The sequence below is a fragment of the Arthrobacter sp. LT660 genome, from assembly GCF_056172845.1.
In genome coordinates this window covers 58281-83482 of record NZ_CM149651.1, presented here as the reverse complement: position 1 = coordinate 83482, position 25202 = coordinate 58281, and the positions used below count along the sequence as shown (strand labels likewise).

General features: G+C 68.2%; 22 protein-coding genes, 1 tRNA gene and 1 pseudogene. 5 read left to right on the top strand and 19 right to left on the bottom strand.

The window, feature by feature from the left end:
• The first annotated feature begins 9 nt into the window (after positions 1 to 9).
• From AC0QSG_RS00410 to AC0QSG_RS00400, 3 genes are all read left to right on the top strand, one after another.
• Positions 10 to 990 carry a branched-chain amino acid ABC transporter permease gene (locus tag AC0QSG_RS00410; protein ID WP_475376280.1) on the top strand — a complete coding sequence of 327 codons (981 nt, stop codon included), beginning with the start codon at positions 10 to 12 and terminating at the stop codon, positions 988 to 990.
• Between the two features lie 65 nt (positions 991 to 1055).
• A complete protein-coding gene (locus tag AC0QSG_RS00405) occupies positions 1056 to 2069 on the top strand; it encodes an ABC transporter ATP-binding protein (RefSeq protein ID WP_475377346.1) in 1014 nt (337 codons plus the stop codon).
• Complete coding sequence (locus tag AC0QSG_RS00400) at positions 2066 to 2851, top strand: ABC transporter ATP-binding protein (RefSeq protein WP_475376279.1); 786 nt, start codon at positions 2066 to 2068, stop codon at positions 2849 to 2851. Before AC0QSG_RS00405 ends, AC0QSG_RS00400 begins: the two co-directional genes overlap by 4 nt.
• A 163-nt stretch (positions 2852 to 3014) precedes the next feature.
• Here the strand turns inward: AC0QSG_RS00400 and AC0QSG_RS00395 are convergent, their stop codons facing one another.
• Positions 3015 to 4265 (bottom strand): ABC transporter substrate-binding protein, encoded by a 1251-nt coding sequence (locus AC0QSG_RS00395; protein ID WP_475376278.1) that lies wholly within the window; start codon positions 4263 to 4265, stop codon positions 3015 to 3017.
• 369 nt (positions 4266 to 4634) lie between these two features.
• Here AC0QSG_RS00395 and AC0QSG_RS00390 point away from each other — a divergent pair, with 369 nt between their 5' ends.
• On the top strand, positions 4635 to 5603 hold the full coding sequence (locus AC0QSG_RS00390) for an IS481 family transposase (RefSeq protein WP_475376277.1): 969 nt from the start codon (positions 4635 to 4637) through the stop codon (positions 5601 to 5603).
• A 727-nt stretch (positions 5604 to 6330) separates the two neighbouring features.
• Here the strand turns inward: AC0QSG_RS00390 and AC0QSG_RS00385 are convergent.
• A complete protein-coding gene (locus AC0QSG_RS00385) occupies positions 6331 to 7059 on the bottom strand; it encodes a transposase (protein ID WP_475377345.1) in 729 nt (242 codons plus the stop codon).
• A gap of 136 nt (positions 7060 to 7195) precedes the next feature.
• Here AC0QSG_RS00385 and AC0QSG_RS00380 point away from each other — a divergent pair, with 136 nt between their 5' ends.
• Positions 7196 to 8443: an IS256 family transposase gene (locus AC0QSG_RS00380; RefSeq protein ID WP_475375259.1), complete on the top strand. Its 1248-nt coding sequence runs from the start codon at positions 7196 to 7198 to the stop codon at positions 8441 to 8443.
• Between the two features lie 66 nt (positions 8444 to 8509).
• Here the strand turns inward: AC0QSG_RS00380 and AC0QSG_RS00375 are convergent.
• The 17 genes and pseudogenes from AC0QSG_RS00375 to AC0QSG_RS00295 all read right to left on the bottom strand — a co-directional run.
• Positions 8510 to 8845 (bottom strand): annotated as a pseudogene (locus AC0QSG_RS00375) (IS110 family transposase); the annotation flags it as partial.
• 150 nt (positions 8846 to 8995) lie between these two features.
• Positions 8996 to 9298, bottom strand: a complete 303-nt coding sequence (locus AC0QSG_RS00370) for a DUF4193 family protein (protein WP_475376276.1) — start codon at positions 9296 to 9298, stop codon at positions 8996 to 8998.
• An 86-nt stretch (positions 9299 to 9384) separates the two neighbouring features.
• A tRNA-Leu gene (locus AC0QSG_RS00365) sits at positions 9385 to 9458 on the bottom strand.
• Between the two features lie 87 nt (positions 9459 to 9545).
• The gene (locus tag AC0QSG_RS00360) at positions 9546 to 10976 is read right to left on the bottom strand and encodes an NAD(P)/FAD-dependent oxidoreductase (RefSeq protein WP_475376275.1); all 1431 of its coding nucleotides are present in this window, start codon (positions 10974 to 10976) and stop codon (positions 9546 to 9548) included.
• Between the two features lie 43 nt (positions 10977 to 11019).
• On the bottom strand, positions 11020 to 12468 hold the full coding sequence (locus AC0QSG_RS00355; protein ID WP_475377344.1) for a S8 family serine peptidase: 1449 nt from the start codon (positions 12466 to 12468) through the stop codon (positions 11020 to 11022).
• Between the two features lie 26 nt (positions 12469 to 12494).
• Positions 12495 to 13445 carry a Ppx/GppA phosphatase family protein gene (locus AC0QSG_RS00350; RefSeq protein WP_475377343.1) on the bottom strand — a complete coding sequence of 317 codons (951 nt, stop codon included), beginning with the start codon at positions 13443 to 13445 and terminating at the stop codon, positions 12495 to 12497.
• Positions 13442 to 14155, bottom strand: a complete 714-nt coding sequence (locus AC0QSG_RS00345; protein WP_475376274.1) for a DUF501 domain-containing protein — start codon at positions 14153 to 14155, stop codon at positions 13442 to 13444. Before AC0QSG_RS00345 ends, AC0QSG_RS00350 begins: the two co-directional genes overlap by 4 nt.
• A gap of 25 nt (positions 14156 to 14180) precedes the next feature.
• Complete coding sequence (locus AC0QSG_RS00340) at positions 14181 to 14927, bottom strand: FtsB family cell division protein (protein ID WP_475376273.1); 747 nt, start codon at positions 14925 to 14927, stop codon at positions 14181 to 14183.
• A gap of 110 nt (positions 14928 to 15037) precedes the next feature.
• On the bottom strand, positions 15038 to 16318 hold the full coding sequence (eno, locus tag AC0QSG_RS00335; protein ID WP_475376272.1) for a phosphopyruvate hydratase: 1281 nt from the start codon (positions 16316 to 16318) through the stop codon (positions 15038 to 15040).
• Between the two features lie 103 nt (positions 16319 to 16421).
• Positions 16422 to 17081 (bottom strand): MazG nucleotide pyrophosphohydrolase domain-containing protein, encoded by a 660-nt coding sequence (locus tag AC0QSG_RS00330; RefSeq protein ID WP_475376271.1) that lies wholly within the window; start codon positions 17079 to 17081, stop codon positions 16422 to 16424.
• Between the two features lie 28 nt (positions 17082 to 17109).
• Positions 17110 to 18303, bottom strand: a complete 1194-nt coding sequence (locus AC0QSG_RS00325; RefSeq protein WP_435727544.1) for an adenosine deaminase — start codon at positions 18301 to 18303, stop codon at positions 17110 to 17112.
• 32 nt (positions 18304 to 18335) lie between these two features.
• The gene (locus AC0QSG_RS00320) at positions 18336 to 19010 is read right to left on the bottom strand and encodes a DedA family protein (RefSeq protein ID WP_475376270.1); all 675 of its coding nucleotides are present in this window, start codon (positions 19008 to 19010) and stop codon (positions 18336 to 18338) included.
• Positions 19011 to 19164: 154 nt separating this feature from the next.
• Positions 19165 to 20475: a thymidine phosphorylase gene (locus tag AC0QSG_RS00315; RefSeq protein WP_475376269.1), complete on the bottom strand. Its 1311-nt coding sequence runs from the start codon at positions 20473 to 20475 to the stop codon at positions 19165 to 19167.
• 51 nt (positions 20476 to 20526) lie between these two features.
• The gene (locus AC0QSG_RS00310) at positions 20527 to 20868 is read right to left on the bottom strand and encodes a cytidine deaminase (protein ID WP_475377342.1); all 342 of its coding nucleotides are present in this window, start codon (positions 20866 to 20868) and stop codon (positions 20527 to 20529) included.
• A gap of 98 nt (positions 20869 to 20966) precedes the next feature.
• On the bottom strand, positions 20967 to 22256 hold the full coding sequence (locus AC0QSG_RS00305; RefSeq protein ID WP_475376268.1) for an ABC transporter permease: 1290 nt from the start codon (positions 22254 to 22256) through the stop codon (positions 20967 to 20969).
• Complete coding sequence (locus AC0QSG_RS00300; protein WP_475376267.1) at positions 22253 to 23596, bottom strand: ABC transporter permease; 1344 nt, start codon at positions 23594 to 23596, stop codon at positions 22253 to 22255. The genes AC0QSG_RS00305 and AC0QSG_RS00300 overlap by 4 nt, the downstream gene beginning before the upstream one ends.
• The gene (locus AC0QSG_RS00295; protein WP_475376266.1) at positions 23589 to 25136 is read right to left on the bottom strand and encodes an ABC transporter ATP-binding protein; all 1548 of its coding nucleotides are present in this window, start codon (positions 25134 to 25136) and stop codon (positions 23589 to 23591) included. The genes AC0QSG_RS00300 and AC0QSG_RS00295 overlap by 8 nt, the downstream gene beginning before the upstream one ends.
• Positions 25137 to 25202 lie beyond the last annotated feature (66 nt).

Sequence of the window (25202 nt, the reverse complement as noted above, 5' to 3'; positions counted from 1 at the left end):
GAGAAAACCATGGACTTCGCAACCATCTTCGGAAACGCCCTCGGCGAGATCGTCAGCCCGCAAACGGCCGCCTACGCACTTGGCGCGCTCGGACTCGCCGTGCACTTCGGCTACGGCGGCCTGCTGAACTTCGGCCAGGCCGGCTTCATGGCCGTGGGCGCCTACGGCTTCGCCATCTCCACGCTGACCTTCGACGCGCCGCTCTTCGTCGCGGTGCTCGCGGCCATCGGCTGCTCGGTGGTCTTCGCCCTGCTGCTCGGCATACCCACGCTCCGGCTCCGGGCGGACTACCTTGCCATCGTGACCATCGCGGCGGCGGAGATCGTCCGCTATGTGGTGACGACCAACTCCCTCACCAGGGTCACGGGATCCGCCAACGGCCTCGCGTCCTTCGAGCGGACGTTCTACGCGATGAGTCCGTTCACGGCCGGATCCTACAATCTCGGCCCCCTGCGCTTCAACGATCGCAGCCTGTGGATCACACTGGTGGCATGGACGGTTGTGCTCCTGTGTGCCGGCATTGTCATGCTGCTGATGCGCAGCCCGTGGGGACGCGTCCTCAAGGGCATCCGCGAGGACGAGGACGCCGTTCGCTCCCTGGGCAAGAACGTGTTCGTCTACAAGATGCAGGCGCTGATCATCGGCGGCATCTTCGGCTCGCTGGCGGGCATCATCTTCACGCTGCCGACCGGGGCCGTACAACCGGCCAACTACGGCACGGAGCTGACGTTCTTCCTCTGGACGGCCCTGCTGCTCGGCGGCATGGCCACGGTCTTCGGATCCGTGATCGGTGCAATGATCTTCTGGGTCGTGCTCTCGCTGACGCAGGGCATCCTGCTGGGTCTGATCCAGGCGGGCGTCATCACGTTCCTGAGCGCCGCCCAAGCCGGGCAGTTGCGCTACATCCTCGTGGGCGTGGCGCTGATGGCACTAATGGTCTTCCGTCCGCAGGGAATCCTCGGCAACAAGAAGGAGCTGGCATTCGCATGAGCCACGCCGCACAACCGGCCGAATCCCCCCGGGACCACGGCGCAACCCTCACCGACGAGAACCACATGACCGACAGCCGGCCCATCGCCACCGGCCCGGCCGGCCCCGGGTGCGCCAAGCGCGACCCCATCCTGGTCGCCCGGAACGTCACGCGCTCGTTCGGGGCGCTCAAGGCCGTCGACGTCGACTACCTGGAGATCCCCCGGCACAAGATCACCGCACTGATCGGCCCGAACGGCGCGGGCAAGACGACGCTCTTCAACCTGTTGACCGGCTTCGACGTCCCGAACAGCGGCGACTGGGAGTTCGACGGCCGCAAGCTCGCCGGCGTCGCCCCGCACAAGGTGGCGCGCATGGGCATGGTCCGCACGTTCCAGCTGACCAAGGTCATGGGCAAGCTCACCGTCATCGAGAACATGCGCCTCGGCGCGGACCGGCAACCGGGCGAGAGCCTGGCCAAGGCCCTGTTCGCGGGCCTGTGGCGGAACCGGGAAAAGGAGATCACGACGACGGCCGACGGGCTGCTGGCGAAGTTCAAGCTGGACACGAAGCGGGCCGACTACGCGGCCTCCCTCTCGGGCGGACAGCGCAAACTCCTGGAGATGGCCCGTTCCCTGATGACCAACCCACGGCTGGTCATGTTGGACGAGCCCATGGCCGGCGTCAACCCGGCTCTGACCCAGTCCCTGCTAGACCACATCAAGAACCTCAAGGGCGAAGGAATGACCGTGCTGTTTGTGGAACACGACATGCACGTGGTCCGCCACATCGCGGACTGGGTCGTCGTCATGGCGGAGGGACGCGTCGTCGCGGAGGGTCCGCCCGCCGAAGTCATGCAGGACAAGGCCGTCATCGACGCCTATCTCGGCGCGCACCACGACGTCGATCTGGGTTCGGAGCACGGTGCCGAGGTGCTGGAGGAACAGCTCGCGGCCGACGAGGAGTCGGTGGTCGGCACCCAGGATGCCGGAATCCTCGCCGGCCCCGCCGGCTCGGATGCCTCCCCCGGCGGGCGATCCGCCGCCCCCGAAGGACGAACGGACGACACGCAGGACGATTCCACGGAGGGCAAGCGATGACCAGGCACCAGGGCAACTCGGAGGCCGCGCGCTCCCAGGACGCCGACGCGGTCGTGACCGTGACGGACCTGGTCGCGGGCTACCTGCCGGGGGTGAACATCCTCAACGGGTGCAGCATCGAGGCCCGCCAGGGCGAGTTGATCGGCATCATCGGACCCAACGGGGCCGGAAAGTCGACGCTCCTGAAGGCCATGTTCGGACTCGTCAAGGTCCATTCCGGATCCGTCGTGGTTCGGGGGCAGGATCTGACGGGGCTCAAGGCCAACCGCCTCGTGGCCCGCGGCATCGGATTCGTTCCGCAGACCAACAACGTGTTCCAGACGCTGACCATCGAGGAGAACCTCCAAATGGGCATGTACCAGCGCCCGAAGGACTTCTCCGAGCGATTCGACTTTGTCGCGTCGCTCTTCCCCGAACTGGGCAAACGCCGCGCCCAGCGCGCCGGATCGCTTTCCGGTGGAGAGCGTCAGATGGTGGCAATGGGTCGCGCGCTGATGATGGATCCGGCGGTGTTGTTGCTCGACGAGCCGTCGGCGGGGCTCTCCCCCGTCAAGCAGGACGAGACGTTCCTGAGGGTTCACGAGATCAACCGCGCCGGGGTCAGCGTCATCATGGTCGAGCAGAACGCGCGTCGCTGCCTGCAGATCTGCGATCGCGCCTACGTCCTGGACCAGGGCAAGGACGCCTACACGGGCACTGGGCGGGACCTCATGAAGGATCCGAAGGTCATCGAACTCTATCTGGGCGACCTCGCGGACAAGGTGGCGAACGGCGACAAGTAGCCGTCCGAAGCCCTCCGCAACGAACGTGGCCGCCGCACTCCCTTGGGGTGCGGCGGCCGTTCCCGTGGGGGCACCTGAGCGGTTTGCGTGTCAGCCGCCAACGCGGAGGGCCCGCCGCTTTCCCCCTGCGGCGGGCCCTCCGGATGGTGCGGGTGTTCGTGCGTTAGACCGCTCCGGCCTCTTCCTTCGACGGCTGCGGAACGTTGTTCTCGTCGTACTGGTAGATACCCATGATGCCCTCCGAGACGTCACCCTTCTCGGAGAAGCTGATCGGACCGGAGATGCCGTCGTAGTCGATGTCGGTTCCGGCGTCGAGCAGCGTCTTGCAGGACGCGAAGTCGTTGCACTTTTCGCCTTCGACCGAGACTTCCTGCAGCTTCTCCGCGATGGCCTTGCCGTCGGTGGATCCGGCGGCCACGGCGGCAAGGGCCACCAGGTTCGTCGCGTCGTAGGACTCGCCCGCGTAGTTCCAGACCTCGAGCGAGTCGTCGATCTCGGCCAGGCGCTCCTTGAAGTCGTCCTTGGCGAAGGAACCGGGCTGGGTGCCGTAGGCGCCCTCCAGCGTTCCCTTGTCGAAGTCCTTCGAGTAGTCGGAGAGGTTTCCGTCGACGAAGTACATCTGGTCCGGCGTGATGCCCTTCTGGACGAGCAGCGGGACGATCGACTTCGACTGGTCGAAGGAGATGATCGCAATCGCGTCGGGGTTTGCCGCGACGACGTCGTCCACCTGCGAGGAGAACTGCGAGTCGCCCTCGTTGAACATCGACTCGGCGACGATGGTGCCGCCCGCGCCCTCCACCGATTCCTTGATGTTGGTCGCCAGACCGGTGCCGTACGCGTCGTTGAGCACGATCATGCCGACGTTGGCCGCGCCCTGGCTCACCATGAAGTTGCCGAGGATCTTGCCCTGCATGACATCCGACGGGGCGGTGCGCCAATAAAGGTTGTCGTCGTCCCAGTCCGTGAAGTCCGGCGAAGTGTTGGCGGGCGAGAAGTGGATGACGCCTGCGCCGGTGATCTGGTTGATGACCGTCTTGGAGACACCGGAGGATGCGGCCCCGATAATGGCGGACACGCCCTGGCCCAGCATGTCGGTGGTGGACTGCGTCGCGATGTTGGTCGTGGTGTCTCCCGAGTCGCGGTGGATCACCTCGACGTCCTTGTCGTTGACCCCGCCCGCCTCGTTGATTTCCTTGATGGCCAGGTTCACGCCGGCGATTTCCGGGGGGCCGAGGAAGGCCAGAGCGCCCGTGGTGGGCAACAGGGAACCTATCTTGAGCGCAGCGTCCGACTCCTCGGACGTGTCGCTGGTGGATGCGCCGCCACCACAGGCGGTGGCCATCAACGCGATCGCCGCGCCGGCAGCCAAGAACTTGGCACCGCGGGCAAAGCGGGCATCGTTGGATGCAGTCATATGGGTCTTCTCCTCGGCAAAGAGCGTGATGGGCTCTGTGATGCATGTCTCAGGGTTTCCTGATTACTAGAAAGTAGTCCAGAAAGCAGGCCGCCGTAAGGGTTTTTTGTTACATCCTTGTAACGTCGCTCACATTCGCTTCAGAACTCGCTTATTTTCCGCTCGCAAGGGAACATCCGGCCCGGAAACCGGTCCAGACACGATAGCAGGCACGGCCGGCGGGGGTGCCGGTCACGCCCGTGGTTTTTCACTTGCCTAGCTGTATTGACCACGAACGTTGGTAACGCTCGGCGTGGGTGATTGAAACAAGGAAGACCTCCGGGTGAGTGTGGGCTTATTCAGAGTCCGTCTCACCACAGGAGGTCTTCCATGGTCCACGCTAACGCACGTCTCGCGCCGAGGGGGCGCTTGTCCCTGGCCCAAGCCATCGTCGAGGACGGTTGGCCCCTGCGGCGGGCCGCAGAGCGCTTCCAGGTCTCGGCCACCACCGCCGCCCGGTGGGCAGGTCGCTACCGCGAGCTCGGCGCCGAGGGCATGGACGACCGTTCCAGCCGGCCCGAGAGCTGCCGACACCGGACCCCGGTCCGCCGCGAGCGCAGGATCATCGCCATGCGCGCGAACCGACGCTGGGGTCCGGCACGCATCGGGTACCGACTGGGGATGCATCCCTCGACGGTGCACAAGGTCCTCTCCCGCCACGGGCTTTCCAAACTGAAGTGGCAGGACCGCGCCACGGGCCGGAACATCCGCCGCTACGAGCACGAACGCCCCGGGGACCTGGTCCACGTCGACATCAAGAAGCTGGGCCGGATCCCCGACGGCGGCGGCCACAAGGCCCTGGGCAAGGCCGCGGGCCGGCGGAACAAGACCGGCACCGCGGCCAACCGCAGGCCCGGCTACGCGTACCTGCACAACGCGGTCGATGACCACTCCCGCCTGGCGTACACCGAGATCCTCGGCGACGAGAAAAAGGAGACGGCTGCCGCGTTCTGGGAAAGGGCCAACGCCCACTTCAACAGCTGCGGCGTCGAGGTGCGGCGCGTGCTGACCGACAACGGATCCTGCTACCGGTCCCACGCCTTCCGGGACGCCCTGGGCCCGGACATCAAGCACAAGCGCACCCGTCCCTACCGGCCCCAAACCAACGGCAAGGTCGAACGCTACAACCGCACCATGCTCGAGGAATGGGCCTACGCCCGCACCTACACCTCGGAGACCGAACGCGTTGCCGCTTTCGAAGCCTGGCAACACCACTACAATCACCACCGAGGCCACACTTCGCTACGAGGACTTCCACCAGCGTCCCGCGTACCCAACCTCAGTGGTCAATACACCTGATATGTAGGTACGTGCTGTCAAGAGGCAGAGGTGAGCGGTCCGCAGCTGGGTGTCGTGGACCGCTCTTTTCGTTCCCGCTGTCCGGTGGTGGCCGGGCCCGGCGCGTCGTGTTCGACGGCGCTGTCAGACTGATATGCGCGGGTTGGGTACCGCAGGACGAGGTGTTCGGCTGGAGGGTGACCGCTGGTCTAGCAATGTCGGGCGTCGCCGGTCAGCGACCGGTTGCCCATAGGTGTGTCGCGGGTTTCCTCCACGCTGCCGAGCCGCTCGGGCACCGGTGGGCGTCGGGACGTTCTTTCACTCAGCTGGCCATGGGTGCTCCTGCTGCACGGGCGCGGCCAGGGACCAGCACCATCCGGCCAGTTCCCGTGCGACCGCGACGTTGGCGATCACACGGCGTTTGTGGCGGGCCTCGAAGTTCTCCCACTGATATGTAGGTACGTGCTGTCAAGAGGCAGAGGTGAGCGGTCCGCGGCTGGGTGTCGTGGACCGCTCTTTTCGTTCCCGCTGTCCGGTGGTGGCCGGGGCCGGCGCGTCGTGTTCGACGGCGCTGTCAGACTGATATGCGCGGGTTGGGTACCGCAGGACGAGGTGTTCGGCTGGAGGGTGACCGCTGGTCTAGCAATGTCGGGCGTCGCCGGTCAGCGACCGGTTGCCCATAGGTGTGTCGCGGGTTTCCTCCACGCTGCCGAGCCGCTCGGGCACCGGTGGGCGTCGGGACGTTCTTTCACTCAGCTGGCCATGGGTGCTCCTGCTGCACGGGCGCGGCCAGGGACCAGCACCATCCGGCCAGTTCCCGTGCGACCGCGACGTTGGCGATCACACGGCGTTTGTGGCGGGCCTCGAAGTTCTCCCACTGGCGGTGCAGCCGGTGGTTGCCCTGGTGCCCGCGGGCACGGGACGCCTCGTCGGCCTTGTCCCAGCGTGCCCGCATTTCCCGGGAGGGCTGGTAGTTCCGCCGATGGTGCCAGGCCGCCTCGACCAGGAGCCGGCGGGCGTGGGTGTTGCCCGTCTTGGTGATCGAGCCCTGGGACCGGGCGGCCCCGGATGAATGTTCCGAGGGCACGAGCCCGAGGTAGGCGCCGATCGTCTTGCCGTTGAAACGGGTCCAGTCCCCGACCTCGACGGTGAGCCCGAACGCGGTGAGCACGCTGATGCCGCGCAGACACATCAACGCGTGAACGACCTCGGCGTAGGGCTCGGTCTCGGCCAGGGCCGTGATCCGGGCATCGAGCCGGTCCCTCCGGTCCAGGGTGAGCTCGACGGTTTCCAGGCAGGTTTCGTAGGCGGCCTGCAGGTTCCGGTCGGCGAAGTGCTGTTGGTGCAGCCAGGTGTGGTGGACACCGGTCCAGGCCTGGCCGCCGGAATAGGCGATGCCGTGGCGCAGGAGCAGCTTCGAAAGCCGGTGCCGTGCGCGCATCAGATCCGAGCGCACGTCCTCGCGGGCGCGGGCCAGGTCCCGGGCGGCCTCCCGACCGATCCCGGGAACGGCCGAGGGTGTTTCATTGTCTGTGTAAGGGTCCGGTCTCTAACTGGGGTGTGACCTGAGGTTTTACCCTGTGAAAGGACGGGCCGTTTTGGCCAAGAACACCATGATTGAGAATCCGTTGGATGGCGTTTTGAGCGCCGATCAGATCGACGCATTGGTGAGCGCCGCCGAGGACCTCGGTGAGGGCCGGCACGGGGTCGAGGAGCTGCTGTCCCGGATGACCAAGGCGGTCCTGGAACGGTCTTTGGAGACCGAGCTCAGCGACCACCTCGGCTACGAGTCCGGGGACCCCGCCGGAGCCGGGACGGGCAACTCCCGCAACGGAAAAACCACCAAGAGCGTGCAGACCCTGCAGGGCCCCTTGCAGATCACCGTGCCGCGGGACCGGAACAGCTCCTTCGAGCCGGTCATCGTCCCCAAGGGAGCCCGCCGGCTGGGCAAGGTCGAGGACATGGTCCTGTCCCTCTACGCCCGAGGGATGAGCACCCGCGATATCGGTTCCCATCTGGAGGAGATCTACGGATCGCGCGTCTCGGCCGCGACGATCTCCCGCGTCACCGACGTCATCGCCGACGAGATCACCCACTGGCAGTCCCGGCCCTTGGAGGAGGTCTACCCGATCGTCTATATCGACGCCATCTGGCTGAAGATCCGGGACGGCGGCGTCGTGGTCAACAAGGCCTGCCACGTGGCCGTGGGCGTTGATTTGGAGGGCCGCAAGCAGGTCCTGGGACTCTGGCTCGGCGCCTCGGAGGGGGCGAAGTTCTGGGCGAACGTCCTGACCGAAATCCGCAACCGCGGAACCCGCGACATCCTCATCCTGTGCTGCGACGGGCTGACCGGATTGCCGACCGCGGTCAACAGCGTCTACCCCGAAACCGTGGTCCAGACCTGCGTGGTCCACCTGCTGCGCACTGCCATGAAATACGCCTCCTACAAGGACCGTAAAACGATGGCCAGGGACATGCGCCCGATCTACACCGCAGCGACCGTGGAGGCAGCCCAGCTGGCCATGGAGCACTTCGCCGAGGCCTGGGGCACCAAGGCCCCCGGTGCGGTGCTGGCGTGGCGGAACGCGTGGGAGGACTTCACGCCGTTCCTGGCGTTCACCCCCGGGATCCGCAAGGTCATCTACACCACCAACCAGATCGAATCGATCAACTACCAGCTGCGCAAAATCACCAAAACCAGAGGTTCGTTCCCCTCGGACGAGGCCGCGATCAAACTGGTCTATCTGGGGATCCGCAACATCGAAACGACCAGGGGCGGAGAACTCGGAACCGGCACCGCCGGATGGCACCAAGCACTCAACGCATTCGCCATCCAATTCCCCAACAGACTCCCGATCTGACCACCTGGCAGACCGGATAACCGACCGGCCCCTTACACAGCAAACTTGACAGGCCCGAACGGCCACCGCGGTGATCTGGTCCAACAGATTCAACCGGGCCAGATGCTCCGCGTCGCGGGCGTCGGTCTTCACCCGGTCCCCGGGCGGCCTCTGCAGTTTCGACGGGGCCGCGACCAGGCACGGGCACCCCGCACCTTCGAGGTCCCTGGCCAGTGAGAAGCCGGTCGGTCCGGCCTCGTAGACGACCCGCACCGGCTGCCCCAGACCGGACACCCAGTCCAGGACCCCGGCGTTGTTCCCCGGCAAGCGCTGCCGGATGATCTCCCCGGTCCTTCGGTCGATCGCGCAGCCAACGACGCTGCGGGCATGGACATCCAAACCGACATAGGTACGCTGATTCATGACTGGAACCTCCAGACGTTCAAATGTGGCTCTACCAGTCCACACCCGCCCGGCTGGGCGAAATAGACCGCGGGACTGGCAATCCACGCCCGGCTTTGAACCCGAGGTTCCAGTCCTACGACCCCGAACCGAAGCCGCACTTCATATCGTCTAGCCGTCGCAGTCCCTGCAGATGCTCATGCCGCCGGATTCGCCGACGATCTGGGAACGGTGGCGCACCAGGAAGCAGCTACCGCAGGTGAACTCGTCGTCACCCTGCGGAACCACGGCGATCACCAGCTCCTCGTCGGACGGTTCCCCTCCCGGCAGTGTCACGCCGTCGAGGTTCTCCGATTCGTCCAAATCGGCCGAAATGCTTCGCGCGTCGGGGGCGTTCATCGTCTGGACGGTCTTCAGTGTCGCGTTGCTCGCTTCGGCAACGTCCGGACGCATCTCGTCGTAGTCCTGGGCCATGTACAGCTCCTCATTGGGGTGGTGGTTCGTGGGCGGGCCGACCGGTTGGACTCCGGACATGCCGGGGCGCGGGGTCGATAAACCTGTACCCCCAGTCGGACTCGAACCGACAACACAGGGATTTTAAGTCCCCTGCCTCTGCCAATTGGGCTATGGGGGCGTGCGGATAGATCCTACCGTGGTCCGCAAGCATGGCGGGGGCGGAACGGCGCCTGCCTTTCCGCCCCCGCCGGGAGTGATCTTTCGGCTATTTTTCCGTCGTCGGCTCCGAGATCCTATCAGCGTTCTCCGGCTTGGGTTTCTCGGCCTGCTTGGGCTTCGGCGTCGCGGCCTCCACGAACTGGCGACGCGGCGTCTGCAGGTCGAAGATCTGCGTCGTATCGCGGTTGAAGAACAGGCTGAGGAACCATCCGCTCACCACGCGGAACTTGCGCTCGAACGTGGGCATCGCCATGCCGTGGTATCCGCGGTGCGCCAGCCAAGCCGGCGCGCCCTTGAGGTGGACGCCCATGATCTTGGCCACGCCCTTCCAGGCGCCGAATCCGGCGACCGCGCCGAGGTTCTGGTGCTTGTAGTCCTTGATCCGGCCCACGCCGTAGCGAACGGCGTAGATGTTCTTCGCCAGGAGCTTCGCCTGGCGCACGGCGTGCTGCGCGTTCGGCACGCATGTCCCGTCCGGAAGCCCGCCAGTCGTATCCGGCACCGCAGCCACGTCGCCCGCGGCCCAGGCACCCTCGACGGGGTTGCCCTCGGCGTCGACGATCCGCAGATCCACCCCGGCGGTCACACGGCCGCGGGGCTCGATGTTGAAGTCGGTGGAGCGGACCATGGGGTTGGCCTGGACTCCGGCGGTCCAGATGAGCGTGTCCGCGCCGAAGACGCCTCCGGTGCTCTTGTCCGCCATGTTCATCAGTTCAAGGATCCCGCCCTCGGCCTTGGCGAGCGAGGTGTTGAGGAGGACCTCGATGCCACGCGACCGCATGTGCTCGACGACCCATTCGGCCTGTGCCTCGGTGACCTCGGGCATGATGCGGCCCATGGCCTCGATCATCACGAAGCGAAGCTCCGTGTTTTCGATCCTGTTGTTCTGCGCGACGGCGGCGCGCGCCATGTCCTCGATCTCCGTAATCGCCTCGATGCCGGCGAACCCGCCACCGACGACGGCGAACGTCAGCGCGCGCTCGCGGGCGACGGCGTCGGTCATCGTCGAGGCCGACTCGATGCGCTCCAGGATCTGGTTGCGCAGTGCCACGGCCTCTTCGATGGTCTTCAGTCCGATTCCCGTCTCCGCGAGTCCCGGGATCGGGAACGTGCGGGTGATCGCGCCGGCGGCCACGACGACGTCGCGGTACTCGAACTCGATCGGCTCGCCCTCGGTCGGCACGACGACGGCCTTCCGGTTCGCGTGGTCGATCGCGGTGACTCGTCCAGTGACGAGCTCGGTGTGCTTGAGGTGCATGCGGTGGGAAACGATGGCGTGGCGCGCCTCGATCTGGCCCGCGGCCACCTCGGGCAGGAACGGCTGGTACGTCATGTAGGGAAGGGGATCGACGAGGGTCACGATGCCGCCGTGGGCGCGGACCTTCTTCTGCAGTTTCATGGCCACATAGAGGCCGACGTAGCCGCCGCCAACGACGAGAACGCGCGGACGGTCAGAAAGCTGGAGGGTGTTTGGCATACCACCCATGGTACGCGAAATCAGGATATTGTGAAAGTCTTCACTAGCGACTTTCGGGAAGATAGTCGAACGGATCGCGGCGCTTGTCCGCCTCACTCCATTCGTGCGTGGCGATCGCGCCGTCGTCGACGTTTCCCCTGATCCGGGCCCGGCGCACACGCAGGACGTGAATGGCGCCGGCGCCGGCGACAACGGCCAGCAATCCGCCGAACCCGAGGACCATAACAGCCGGAAGCGCGCCGCCGGGAACCTCGGGAACCACCGGCGTCGGCGCCGCCACGGGCGGGACCGTTGATTCGGACTCCGGGCTGGCGGTCGGCGCCTGCGCCGGGGCCTCGGCCGGGCCCCGTCGGTGGATCCGAATCCATTCCGCAATGGTGCCCAGCGGATTGGCCCCCACCGGCGCGACGTCCGCGGAAACGGCGGCGGCGGCGTCCAGCAGCCCGTGGCCGTAGAGGCTGTCCGCGCCGGGCTCCCCCGCGTCCCGCGCCGTCGCCAGGATGCGGTTGATGACCTCGGGGGCGCTCAGCTCCGGGTACTTGGACCGGATCAACGCCGCGACCCCGGCGACCAAGGGAGCCGCCCCGGACGTCCCCGACCAGTCGGCGTACCCGCCCCCCGGAAGACCGCCGATGAGCGGATCCGCCGGCGCCGCGACACCGATGCTGATGCCCTGGGTGGACGAATCGAAACTGGCTTCGCCCTGTTTGTCCACACCTGCGACCGTCAGTACACCCGGTATGGTGGCGGGCGCGCCCACCTGTTCCATCCCTCCGGCGCGGTTGCCGGCCGCGGCGACCACAACGACGTCGTTCTGCTCGGCGTAGAGGAATGCCTCGTCCCAGCTCGACGGCCAGTCGGGCGTCGTCGAGCCCAACGACATGTTGATCACCTGGGCACCCTGGTCGACGGCCCACTTCACGGCACGCGGAACCTGCTCGTCGACCTCGATGCCACCCGGATTCTCCGAACCCAGCCACAGCGAGACGGCCAACAGCTTGGCCTCCGGGGCCACGCCGATCATGCCGTCGGGGCCGGGACCGGGGGCGGGGACCTCAAGGGGTTCCGGCTTTTCCGGCGGCTCCTCGTCGTTCTCCTTCGCGTCGGCGACGGCTCGCCTCCAGGCGATGTCCTGCTGCTGCGACTCCGCCTTGGCGCGCGCAACGGCTTCCTTGTTGTTGCCGTGGCCGGCGAGCATGGTGGACACGAGGGTCCCGTGTTCGGGCAGGGCGCCGATCGGCTCGGTTCCGTCCGGGGCGCCGCTGCCGGAGACGTCGACGCCGCCGACAACCGCCCCGGTGATGTCCGGGTGCGTCGCGTCCACGCCGGTGTCGATCACCGCCACCGTCACGCCTTCGCCCTTCGTCTCCTTCCACGCGTCCCTGACCCCGTAGTCGGATAGCCAATACTGGCTGTCCCGGACGTGGTCGACGGTGGCGTACGCGGGGGCGGCCAGCAGTGCGCCGGAGGCGAGAACGGCCGCCAGCGCCATGGCGGCAGAGCGGCGAATGCGGTGCCTCACGTGGCCAAGCCGAGGGCGATGCCGTCGAGGATGTCGTGCTCGCTGGCCACGGCGGTCCGGATCCGACCGTCCGTCTCCGATTCCAGCCGGCGCAGGATCGCGCGCCAGATCAGGGCGCCTGCCCCGATGACGTCCACGCGTCCGGGGTGCATGAAGGGCAGGGCGCCGCGCCGATCGCGGGTGAATGCGAGAAGTTCGGCCGCGGCGGCCTCGACGACGCGGACCGGCAGGCCGGTTCCGTCGATCTGGTCCGGCTGGTAGCTGTCCAGGTCCAGGGCGTGCGCCGTGATGGTGGTGATGGTTCCGGCGACGCCGATGACCCGGTCCGCGTCTCGCAGGGGCACCACCCGGGCGACCGCGTCGAGCGTGCGTTCCACTTCGGCTTCTGCCGCGGCCACCTCCGCCTCCGACGGCGGGTCTCCGTGCAGGAAGCGCTCCGTGAAGCGGACACAGCCCATGTCCACGCTGAGCGCCGCCTCGACTCCCGTCCCCGAACCGAGCACGAACTCGGTGGAACCGCCGCCGAGGTCCACCACCAGCACGCGCTCACCGTCCGCGGGAGGCAGCACGGAGACCGCGCCCGCGAAACTGAGGGCCGCCTCCTCCTCGCCCGTGGCGACTTCCGGGTCGATGCCGAGCCGCGCGCGCACCCCGTCGACGAAGTCCTGCCGGTTCGACGCGTCGCGGGTGGCGGACGTCGCGACGAACCGCACCGCCTCGGCGTCGGCCGCGCGGATCATGCCCGCGTACTCGTCGATGGCCGCGAAGGTGCGTTCGAGCGCCTTGGGCGCGAGCCTGCCGGTGGCGTCGACTCCCTGCCCCAGCCGCACCACGCGCATTTCGCGCACGACCTCGGATAGCCGGGTGACGCCGTCGTCGTCGGCGATGTCGGCGATCAGCAGGCGGATGGAATTCGTTCCGCAGTCGATGGCGGCAACGCGCATCAGGGCGCACCCCCGTCCGGTGCGATCGCTTCCGGCGCGGCACGCCGCGCGCGGGCCTCGGACCGTTCGACTTTCTTCGCCTCGGGGTCGCCGGCCTGTGTCTTCACATGGCGGCTGCGGTCCCGCGCCGGCGTCTCCCCGGCGGTGTCCCAAGCCCCGGCGCAGTGGCAGCGCCCGGCCGTCCACCACTCGGAGATGTTGGCCAGCGCCTCGTCGCCGAGCGGATTCACGCCCGGTCCGGCGGCGAGCGAGTGGCCCACCAATACGTGCAGGCACTTCACCCGGGTGGGCATGCCCCCGGCGGACACCCCGGCGATCTCGGGAACGGCGCCCGTCCCCGTCCTGGCGCCGATCGCGTCCCGCGCGGCCAGATAGTCCTCGTGCGCCGCCCGGTGCGCGGCGGCCAGTTCCGCATCGGATTCGATCCGCGCGGTCATCCTGGCCATGTCGCCGGCCGCCTCGAGGCGGGAGACGGCGGCGGTGATCACGGGGTGCGTCAGGTAGAAGGTCGTCGGGAACGGTATTCCGGACGCCAACCGCGGCGCCGTCGTGGCGACCAGCGGGTTGCCGCAGACGCAGCGTGCGCCGATTTCGATGACGTCGCGCACCGGCCGGCCCAATTGCCGGCTCAGCGTGTCGAGGTCCCGCTCGGTCGGAACGCGCTGGCTGGCGTCAAGGCTTTCGTGGCGCGGGGCGCTGGCGTTGCTGTCCACCGGCGGGACCTCCTCGGGTCGTTGGTCAGTCGGTGGCGGAGCGCTTGACGGTGTCCCACAGCGCGTCAACCCACGGCAGGTCCGTGCGGACCTCGCCCGGGCTCTGGCTTTCGACGACGGGGTCCTCCCCCGCCGACCCGATCACCATGTACTTCCGCTCACCGGGCATCACCAAGTTTATGCGATCCCTGGCCTGCTGCTTGATGTAGACCGGATCGTCCCACCGCGCGATCTGTTCGTTGAGTTCCGCCTGCTCCACCTGCTTGGCCGCGATCGACTCCCGCAGCTCGCCCATTTCGGCGCGCTGGGTCATGTACGTGCCGACGCTGGGCAGCAGCAGGATCGTGATGGCGACCAGGACCACGGCCAGGGCCAGCATGCGGCCGGAGAAGCTCCGCGCGGGTACCGGCGCGGCGGCCTCCGGCTGGGCGCCGCCGACGCCGCCGGCGCCGGCGCCCGGTGGCCGGGACGGCGCCTCCGGCCGCGTGGCACCTGCGGCCATGTTCTTGGGCGCACGGATGGAACCGGACAACTCGACCCGCTCGCGCAGGCGGCGTTCGGAGGCGGGGCGCCGGGGGCGCGCCGCGGGCACCGCGCCCAGAGGGATGACCTTGGCGGGCGGTTCCGGCGCTCCCGAACGCTCCTGGGCTCCCGCGCGTTCGGGCACGCCGGTATGCGGTGCGCCGGCACCCCGCTGGGCACCGGCGTCGCGGTTGGAACGCGGGCCGGCGTCGCGGTTGGCACGCGGCATGTTCGGACGTCGGGTGGCCATCTTCGCTCCTGCCGGTCGCTCGTGGTGTGTGTGCACTCGGTGTGGTGAATGCCTTGAGGGAACCACCCGTCGGGCGGTTCCCTCAAGACCTTACGCGTTGCCGGTACCGGCTAGGCGGTGAAACGCGGGAAGGCGCCCGGACCCGCATAGACTGCCGCGTCGCCGAGTTCCTCCTCGATGCGGAGCAGCTGGTTGTACTTCGCCACGCGCTCGGAGCGGGCGGGCGCGCCCGTCTTGATCTGGCCGGCGTTCGTGGCCACCGCGATGTCGGCGATCGTGGTGTCCTCCGTCTCGCCGGAGCGGTGCGAGGTGATGGTGCTGTAGCCGTTGCGCTGGGCCAGGGACACGGCATCGAGCGTCTCCGTCAGGGAGCCGATCTGGTTCACCTTGACCAGCAGCGAGTTGGCCGTCTTGCGGTCGATTCCGTCCTGCAGGCGCACCGGGTTGGTGACGAACAGGTCGTCGCCGACCAGCTGGACCTTGTCGCCGATGGCGTCGGTGAGGGTCTTCCAGCCGTCCCAGTCGTCCTCGTCCAGCGGATCCTCGATGGACACCAGCGGGAAGTCGGCGACGAGCTGCGCGTAGTAGTCGCTCATTTCCTGCGCGCTGAGGGACTTGCCCTCGAACTGGTAGGCCCCGTTCTCGAAGAACTCGGAGGACGCGACGTCCAGGGCGAGCGCGATGTCGGAACCCGGCGTGTAGCCGGCCTTCTTGATCGCCTCGGTGATCAGCTCCAGCGCGGCGCGGTTGCTCGGCAGGTTCGGCGCGAAGCCGCCCTCGTCTCCGAGACCGGTGGACAGCCCCTGCTCCTTCAGCACGGACTTCAACGAGTGGTAGACCTCGACGCCCCAGCGCAGGCCCTCCGAGAAGGTGGAGGCGCCGACGGGCACGACCATGAACTCCTGGATGTCGACGTCGGAGTCGGCGTGCGATCCGCCGTTGAGGATGTTCATCAGCGGCACGGGCAGGACGTGCGCGTTCGGTCCGCCCAGGTACTTGTACAGCGGCAGGTTGGAGGACTCGGCCGCGGCGCTGGCGACGGCCAGCGAGACACCGAGGATGGCGTTGGCGCCCAGGTTGGACTTGTTCTCGGTGCCGTCCAGGTCGATCATGATCTGGTCGATCGCGCGCTGGTCCGTGGCATCCAGGCCCGAAAGCGCCGGCTGGATGGTTTCCAGCACGGCGTCGATGGCCTTGCGGACACCCTTGCCCAGGTAGCGACCCTTGTCGCCGTCGCGCAGCTCGACGGCTTCGAATGCGCCGGTGGAGGCGCCGGAGGGGACGGCTGCGCGGCCCAGGGAGCCGTCGGACAGCAGAACCTCGACCTCGACGGTCGGGTTGCCTCGGGAGTCGAGGATCTCGCGGGCGTGGATGGCGTCAATCAGGGCCATGGAAGGTGCTCCTTCGTGGTGGGGTGGTGGGCTGTGTCAGCCTTCTGGGGCGGGGCGACGTTGCCTCGGCACTAGCCTAGCGCGGGCGGGCATCGAGTGTGACCTACGTTGCGTCGGGTGGGCGCCCGTCCCCATCGGTGTAGCGTCCGACGGCGGTGCGCAGCGCACGCTCCGCGTCCAGCCCGCGGGATCTGGCGTCGCGGACGACACCGAGGAGCAGCTCGCCCAGCTCCTCCTCCGTCGCGGGTCCCGCGCCTTCCGACGCCGCGGTGACGCCCGCGTCCGGTTCCCACCGGGTGGCACGGCCCAGCGTCTTGTCCGCCAGGGCGAGCGCCGGAAGGGCCTTGGGCAGCCCCTCGAACGGCGAGGTCCGCTCCGGGCGTTCGGCCCGTTTCGCCGCGTCCCACGACCGGATGATTTCGTCAAGGCTGTCCGGAAAAACACTCCGCAGGGACCCGTCGGGTTCGAAGACGTGCCGGTTGCGGCGCACCATCTTGTCCGCGAGCGCTCCGGCGACGTCGTCCAAGGCGAACGCGCCGCGTTCATCGGCAATGGCCGCGTGCAGCACCACTTGAAACAGCACGTCGGCGAGTTCGCCCTTCAGCTCCGCGTCCGGGTGTCCCTCCTCGATCGCCTCGACCAGCTCGTAGGCCTCCTCGACGAGGTACTCCACCAACGACTCGTGCGTCAGAGCCGCCGTCCACAGGCAATGCCTGCGCAACGCGGACACCACCCGGACAAGGCGGTCCATCTGGCCGGACATGCTTGTCCTCCCCGACTCCGGTCGGCGCCTATAACTCTTCGTCGTCCGCGGGGAATTCGTCATCGTCCTCGTCGTCGGAGAGCTCGTCGTACGCGTTGTTGATGTACTCGACCAGCGCCTCGCGCTCCTCGAGCGGGAGGAAGGCCGCCTCTGCCGCGTTGAGCGTCAGCTCCAGGAGGTCGTCGAGGTCGTAGTCGAAGGCCTCGACCAGGAGTTCGAGCTCGTCGGAGAGCGTGGTTCCGCTCATCAGCCGATTGTCGGGGCTGACCGTGACCTTGAAGCCCGTCTGGTACAGCAGGTCGATCGGGTGCGACTCGATGCCCTCGCCGAATCCGGCGGTGGCACCCGTCTGCAGGTTCGACGACGGGCAGATCTCCAGGGCGATCCCGCGGTCGCGGACCCAGTTGGCCAGCGGGCCGAGGGTCACCAGCCCGGTGTCCTCGCCCACATCCTCGCCGTCGTCGTCCGTCCCGCCGAACTCCACCTCGATGTCCTCGGCCACGCGGACGCCGTGGCCCAGGCGCTGCGCGCGGCCGACGATCAGCGCGTCGGCGATGCTGTCGAGCCCCGCGGCCTCGCCGGCGTGGACCGTGGCAGGGAAGAAGTTGTCGGCGAGCAGCGAGAACGCGTCGGCGAACCGCGACGGCGGGAAGCCGTCCTCGGCCCCGGCGATGTCGAAGCCGACGGCTCCGGCGTCGCGGTGGCGCAGAGCGAGTTCGGCGATCTCCAGGCCGCGGTCGGCGTGGCGCATGGCGGTGATCAGCTGGCCCACCTGAATCGGACGCCCGGAGGCGGCGACCCGCTCCACGCCTGCGGCGAGCCCCGCCTGAACGGCCTCCACGGCGTCGTCGAGGCTGAGGCCCTGCGTGAGGTGCTGCTCCGGTGCCCAGCGGACCTCGCCGTACACGACGCCGTCGTCCGCGAGGTCCTCGACGAACTCGCGGGCGACGCGGAAGAGGCCTTCCTTGGTCTGCATGACCGCGATGGTGTGGTCGAAGGTCTCGAGGTACCGCTCCAGCGAACCGGAGTCCGCGGACTCGCGGAACCACTCGCCGAGCGCGCCGGCGTCGGTGGCGGGAAGCTCGTGGCCGATTTCGGCCGCGAGTTCGATGATGGTGGCGGGCCGGAGGCCGCCGTCGAGGTGGTCGTGCAGCGACACCTTGGGGAGGCTGCGGAAGTCGAAGTCGGGATCGTATGCGGTGTGGATCAGCTCGTCAGTCACGCTCCCAGCCTACTGATCCGCGCACACCGCGGCTAGCGGGCGTCCGGGACGTCGGCGTCGGCGTCGTGTGGCGCGTGCAGAAGTTCGTACTCCGTGGCTTCGATGGGCTTGCCCAACCGCTTGAGCACCGCGTAGATGACCCGGTCGAGCACGTAGCCAAGGACCACCGCGATGACGATCGAAATCCCGATGCCGAGGAGCTTGTTGTGCTCCATCCAGTTCCCCGCCACCGCCCCGATCGTCGCCGAATAGGCCCCCCAAGTCAGGCATCCGAGGACGTCCAGCACGGTGAACCGCGTGATCGAAAACCGCGTGGCACCTGCGGTGAAGTTCACGGCCACCCGCCCGATCGGGATGTAGCGCGCCGTGAAGATCAGCAGCGCACCGCGCTTCATCAGCTCGTGTTGCGCGAAGGCGAAGACCTTCCGGGCGCGGCGGCTGCGCATCCACCGGAACCGGGTGGTGCCCATCCGGCGGCCCATCCGGTAGGCGATCTGGTCGCCGGTGATGGCGCCCGCGGCCCCGACCAGGGCCAACAGCGCGATGTTCGGCGTTCCCGAGCCCACGGCCACGCTGGCCAGGCCCACGATCAGGGTCTCGCTGGGGAGGATGGGCAGGAATCCGTCGATGAGGCAGAAGACGTAGACGATCGGCAGGATCCACCACGCACCGGATGCGTGGACGATCGCCTCGTTGATGACATCCACTGCGTAGGTCCCCCCTGAGTCGCCGGTGCCCCGCCCCGTCCGCCCCGTCGGCCGGGGGCACGATCCCCCGTCGGAACCGTTCATCCATTGTGACGCATGCGGCCGCCCCGCGTGACCGGCCCGCGGACAACCCGGGGCGAATGGGTGTGTTCCCCTAGGGGGCGATCCGGTCGATGACGAGGCGCTGGTCCGGCCGGTCCCCGTCGGGCGCGATCACGACGGCGCCGTCGAGCGCCTCGTGCGCGCGGGCGAACTTGTCCGGGGTGTCGGTCAGCAGTGTCAGCAGCGGTTGGCCGCGGCGCACCGTGTCCCCCGGTTTTGCGTGCAGGCGCACTCCGGCTCCGGCCTGGACGGCGTCTTCCTTGCGCGCCCGGCCGGCGCCGAGGCGCCAGGCGGCGACGCCCACGCCCAGGGCGTCGAGCTCCGTCAGCACGCCGTCGGCCTGGGCGCACACCGTCTCGGACTCCCGCGCCACGGGCAGCGCCGCCCGCGGGTCCCCGCCCTGCGCCTCGATCATGCGGTTCCAAGCGTCCATGGCGCGGCCGTCCCGAAGCGCGGCAGCAGGATCCGCGCCGCTGACCCCGGCGGCCTCGAGCATCTCGGAGGCCAGCCGCACGGTGAGTTCGACGACGTCGGCCGGACCGCCGCCCGCCAGGACCTCGACGGATTCCCCGACCTCGATGGCGTTTCCGGCGGTGAGCCCCAGGGGCGTGCGCATGTTGGTCAGCAGGGCAACCGTCCGCACGCCGGCGTCCGTGCCGAGGGCGACCATGGTCTCGGCCAATTCGCGTGCCGAGGCCTCGTCCTTCATGAACGCCCCGGAACCGACCTTGACGTCCAGGACCAGCGCGCCGGTGCCCTCGGCGATCTTCTTGCTCATGATCGAGCTGGCGATCAGCGGGATCGCCTCGACCGTGCCCGTGACGTCGCGCAGCGCGTACAGCTTCTTGTCCGCCGGCGCCAGCCCGGCTCCGGCCGCGCAGATCACGGCGCCGACGTCGCGCAGCTGCGCCATCATGTCCTCGTTGGACAGCGTGGCCCGCCACCCCGGTATGGACTCGAGCTTGTCCAGCGTCCCTCCCGTGTGCCCCAATCCGCGGCCGCTCAGCTGGGGGACGGCGACGCCGAACACGGCGACCAGCGGCGCCAGCGGCAGGGTGATCTTGTCCCCCACGCCGCCGGTGGAGTGCTTGTCCGCCGTCGGTTTGGCCGCGCCGTCCGAGCCGCGCAGGCCGGAGAAGTCCATGCGTTCGCCGGAGTCGATCATCGCCGTGGTCCAGCGGGCGATCTCCGGCCGGCCCATGCCGTTAAGCAGGATGGCCATGTTCAGCGCCGCCATCTGCTCGTCGGCGATGGCACCGCGCGTGTAGGCGTCGATGGTCCAGTCGATCTGTTCCGGCGACAGCGTGCCGCCGTCGCGCTTGGTGCGGATGATGTCGACGGCGTCGAAGGCTTCTGCGCCCATGGCGGCCTCTCTTGGAGCGGTTGGCCGGAGTCCTCCGGCGGATGGGTGGGTTCAGGCGAGGTTCTGCGGCCCGAAGGCGTCGGGCAGGACCTCGTCCATGGTCTTGACGCCGCTGACGGTCATCAGCCGCATGCCCGGCGCGCGGTGTTCGTAGAGCAGCTGCCTGCAGCGCCCGCACGGCATCAGCACGTTGCCGTGGCCGTCGACGCAGTAGAACGCGCGGATCCTCCCGCCGCCGGTGAGCTGGAGCTGCCCCACCAGGATGCATTCGGCGCACAGGCCGACGCCGTAGGCGGCGTTCTCCACGTTGCACCCGCTCAGCAGCCTCCCGTCCTCGGTCAGGGCCGCGGCGCCGACGGGGTACTTGGAGTAGGGCGCGTAGGCGTGCGCCATGGCCTCCCTCGCCGCCGCGGCGAGGCGTTCCCAGTCGGCGTCGGTGGGCTCTCCCGCGACGCGGGACGGGGCACTCGCTTCGTTGTCGGTCACGGGCCCTATTCCTTCACGTACGGAATGCCGTTCGACGCCGGCGGCCTGCTCTTGCCGGCCAGGCCCGCGACCGCGAAAATCGTCACGGCGTACGGCAACATCTGCATGAACTGGCTCGGGACCGGCGTTCCCAGGATCGTGAGCACGAACGAGAGGTTGAGCGAGAACCCGAACAGCAGGGCCGCGAAGAAGGCTCCGATCGGATTCCAGCGGCCGAAGATCAGCGCCGCGAGGGCGATGAATCCCTGGCCGGCCGTCATTTCCTTGTTGAAGCTCGAGGACGTGACCAGCGTGAAGAAGGCACCGCCGATTCCGGCGACGACGCCGGCGAGCACCACGTTCCAGAAGCGCATCGCGTTGACCTTGATGCCCACGGTGTCCGCGGCCTTCGGGTGCTCGCCCACCGCGCGGACGCGCAGTCCCCAGCGGGTCTTGAACAGGCCGAACCAGACCAGGAAAACGGCCACGTACATGCCGTAGCCCAGGATCGTCTGGTTGAAGAAGATCGGACCGAAGACCGGGATGTCCGCGAGGCCCGGGATGCGGAGGGAACCGAAGCTCGGCGGGCTGTTGAACCGCGCCGCGTCCGAGCTCATGACCGTGGAGAACAGGAAGCTGGTCAGTCCCGCGACGAGCACGTTGAGCACCACGCCGACGATGACCTGGTTGACCAGGTACTTGATGCTGAAGACGGCCAACACCGCGGACACCAGCACGCTGCCGAACACCGCGGCAATCAGGCCCGCGGCGAGGCTCTGCGTCATGGAGCCGACGATCGCCGCGCAGAATGCGCCGGCCAGCAGCTGTCCCTCGATCGCGATGTTGATGACGCCCGCCCGCTCGCAAAGCACTCCGGAGAGGGAACCGAAGATCAGCGGAATCGCCAGCGTGAAGGAACCGGCGATCAGGCCGGAGAGGTAGACGTTCGGGTTGTTCGCGCTGCCGATGACCCAGACCAGGAAAGCGATGACGAACACCGCCGCGAACACCGGCGTGGCCCATGCCGGGACGCGCCGGTGCGCCGTCGTGAGGTACACGGCGTAGCCCGCGATCGCAAGCAGGACCGCGGCGCCGAGCCAGCCGACCAGCGTGGTCCCCAGGACGACGTCCGGGACGCGCAGCGCGTCGCCTTCGTTCGAGATCCTGAAGCGGGCCGAGCTGTCCGGGCTGCCCAGCGCGAATCCGGCCAGTGCCACGAGAGCGAGGACGGCGAATGTCACCGGTGCCCCCCAGCTGCGGATCGCGGCGCCGTTTCCAGCCGCCCCGGGGGCGGAGGTGGCGGTTGCGGCGGTCACGAGGCACCTCCGGCCTGGGCGGCCTTCGCGGCCGGCTGGGTGGACTTCGTCGGGCGGTTCTTCACGCCGATGCGGAAAATGGAGCGCACCAGCGGCGGCGCGGCGATGAACAGCACGATGAACGACTGGACCACCAGGACGATGTCGATGGGGATGCCGGTCTCCGACTGCATGCCCACACCCCCGGCCCGCAGCGCCCCGAACAGGATTCCGGCGAACAGGGTTCCGATAGGACTCGAGCGGCCCAGCAACGCCACCGTGATCGCGTCGAACCCGAAGCTTGCCGCGATGTCGCCGCTCAGCGAGCGCTCCGTACCGGAGATCTGCGCGGTGCCGGCCAGGCCCGCAAGCCCACCGGCGACCAGCATGGCCGTGAGGTACGCGCGGCTGACGTTGATGCCCGCGGTCTTCGCGGCCAGCGGGTTGGCGCCGACGGCCCGCAGCTCGAAGCCGGTGGTGGACCGGTTGAGCAGCCACCAGACGAACGCGACCGCGGCCAAGGCCACGAGGAACCCGTAGTGCAGGCGGAATCCGGCGCCGAAGATCAACGGATAGGCCGCCGATTCCGCAATCGGGGGGCTGACCGGGTTGTTGGAGCCCGGCCGCTGGAAGGCGGGCGTGCTCAGGAGATACAGCAGCAGGTAAAGACCGATGTAGTTGAGCATGATCGTCACGATCACCTCGTGGGCTCCGCGTTTGGCCTTGAGCAGGCCGGCGATGCCGCCCCACAGGGCGCCTCCCGCGAATCCCGCCGCGATGGCCACCAGCAGGTGGATGCCCAGCGGCAGGTCCAGCGTGAAGCCGATCCAGCCCGCGAGGGTGGCGCCGAGGATGATCTGTCCCTGGGCGCCGATGTTGAACAGTCCCACCCGGAACGCCAGCGCGACGCCGAGGCCGGCCAGGATCAGCGGGGTCGCCACCGTCAGCGTTTCCGTCAGGGGGTAGATGGCGTTGGCGAAGCCGTCCGCCTCCGTGTTGAGGATGGAACTGCGGAACAGCGCGCCGTAGGCATCGGCCACCGCGTCCCAGACCGCGAGGACCATGTCCGCGGGGCGGGCGAAGAAATAGCCGGCGGTTTCGTTGACGCGGTCGTTGACGACCGCGATCAGGACCGCGCCCACCAACAGCGACAGCGCGATGGCCAGCAGGGACACCAGGCCGTTGCCCGTGACGATCCGCTTCAGGACACCGACGTGTTCGCCCGGATGGTGGCTGGCCTCGGCCAGCTGCGCCGGGGTGTTTCCCGCGGCGGGGCCGCCGGGAACCGACTCCGTCGCCATGGGCTGGTGCGGCGTGCCGTCCGCCTCCGGTTTCGCGCCCGGCAGGTTGGCGTCACTCATTCTCTGCCCCTGTCTGGTGTGGGTTGTGTTGCCGCGCCTCGTCGATTCCGGCCCCGGCCATCATCAGGCCAAGCGTCTCGCGCGGGGTGTCGCCGGGAACGATGCCTACCAGCCGTCCCTTGTAGAGGACGGCGATGCGGTCCGCGAGTTCCACGACCTCGTCGAGCTCGGTGGAGACGATCATGACGGGGGTGCCGACGTCGCGCTCGGCGATAATGCGGCGGTGCAGGAATTCAATGGAACCCACGTCGACGCCGCGCGTGGGCTGCGAGGCGATGAAGAGCTTCAGCGGCCGCGACAGCTCGCGGGCCATGACGACCTTCTGCTGGTTCCCTCCGGACAGCGTGCCGACGTTGACCTGGCCGCCCTGGGTTCTGATATCGAATTCCGCGATCTTGGCGTCCGCGTTCCGGGCAATCACGGACGGCTTCATGCCCAGGCCACGGGCGTACGGCGCGCGGTCGTACTGGTTCAGCACCAGGTTCTCCGCGACCGTGAACGTGCCCACGAGTCCGTCCGTGCTGCGGTCCTCGGGAACGAATCCGACGCCGGAGTTCACGATCTGCTTGACGGTCCGGCCCAGCAGGTTCTCCCCGTCCAACATGACGGCTCCGGTCACGTGTGGCAGCAGGCCCATCACCGCCTCGGTCAACTCCGTTTGGCCGTTGCCCTGGACACCGGCGACCGCAAGGATCTCGCCCTGGGCGATCCCGAACGAGACGTGGTCCAGCGCGACGTGGCCCGTGGCCGTCCGGACCGTGAGGTTCTCGACACGGAAGGTCTCCCGGCCCGGCTGCCCGGACTCCTTGTCCAGGCTCAGGCTCACGGAGCGCCCGACCATCAGGGAGGCCAGTTCGGCGGGGGACGCGGTCGGCTCGGCGGTGCCGACGACCTTGCCCCGGCGGATCACCGTGATGGTGTCGGAGATGGCCTTGACCTCCCGCAGCTTGTGCGAGATGAAGACGATCGCCGTCCCCGATGCGCGCAGCTGGCCGATGATGGACAGCAGTTCATCGGTCTCCTGCGGCGTCAACACGGCCGTGGGCTCGTCGAGAATAAGCACCTTGGCCTCGCGGACGAGGGCCTTGATGATCTCCACTCGCTGTTGCACCCCGACCGGCAGGTCCTCCACGTGGGCGTCCGGGTCCACATGGAAGCCGTAGCGGTCGGAGATCTCGCGGATCCGCCGCCGGGTCTGCTCGAGGTCCAGGATCCCGCCGGCCCGCGTGAACTCGTCGCCGAGGGCGACGTTCTCGGCGACCGTGAACACGGGGACCAGCATGAAGTGCTGGTGGACCATGCCGATGCCCGCGGCCATGGCGTCGCCGGGGCCGTTGAAGCGCACGGGCTTGTCGTCGATGAGGATCTCGCCCTCGGTGGCCTCATACAGGCCGAAGAGGACGTTCATCAGCGTGGATTTTCCGGCGCCGTTCTCGCCCAGGAGCGAATGCACCTGACCGGATTCGACGACGACGTCGATGTGGTCGTTGGCCACGAACGAGCCGAATTTTTTCGTGATGCCCCGAAGCTCGAGTTTCACTTGCCGTACCTGTTCCCTTCTGTGCGGCCCCCTGTGACGGCGGGGCCGCGATTCATCCGGAGCGGT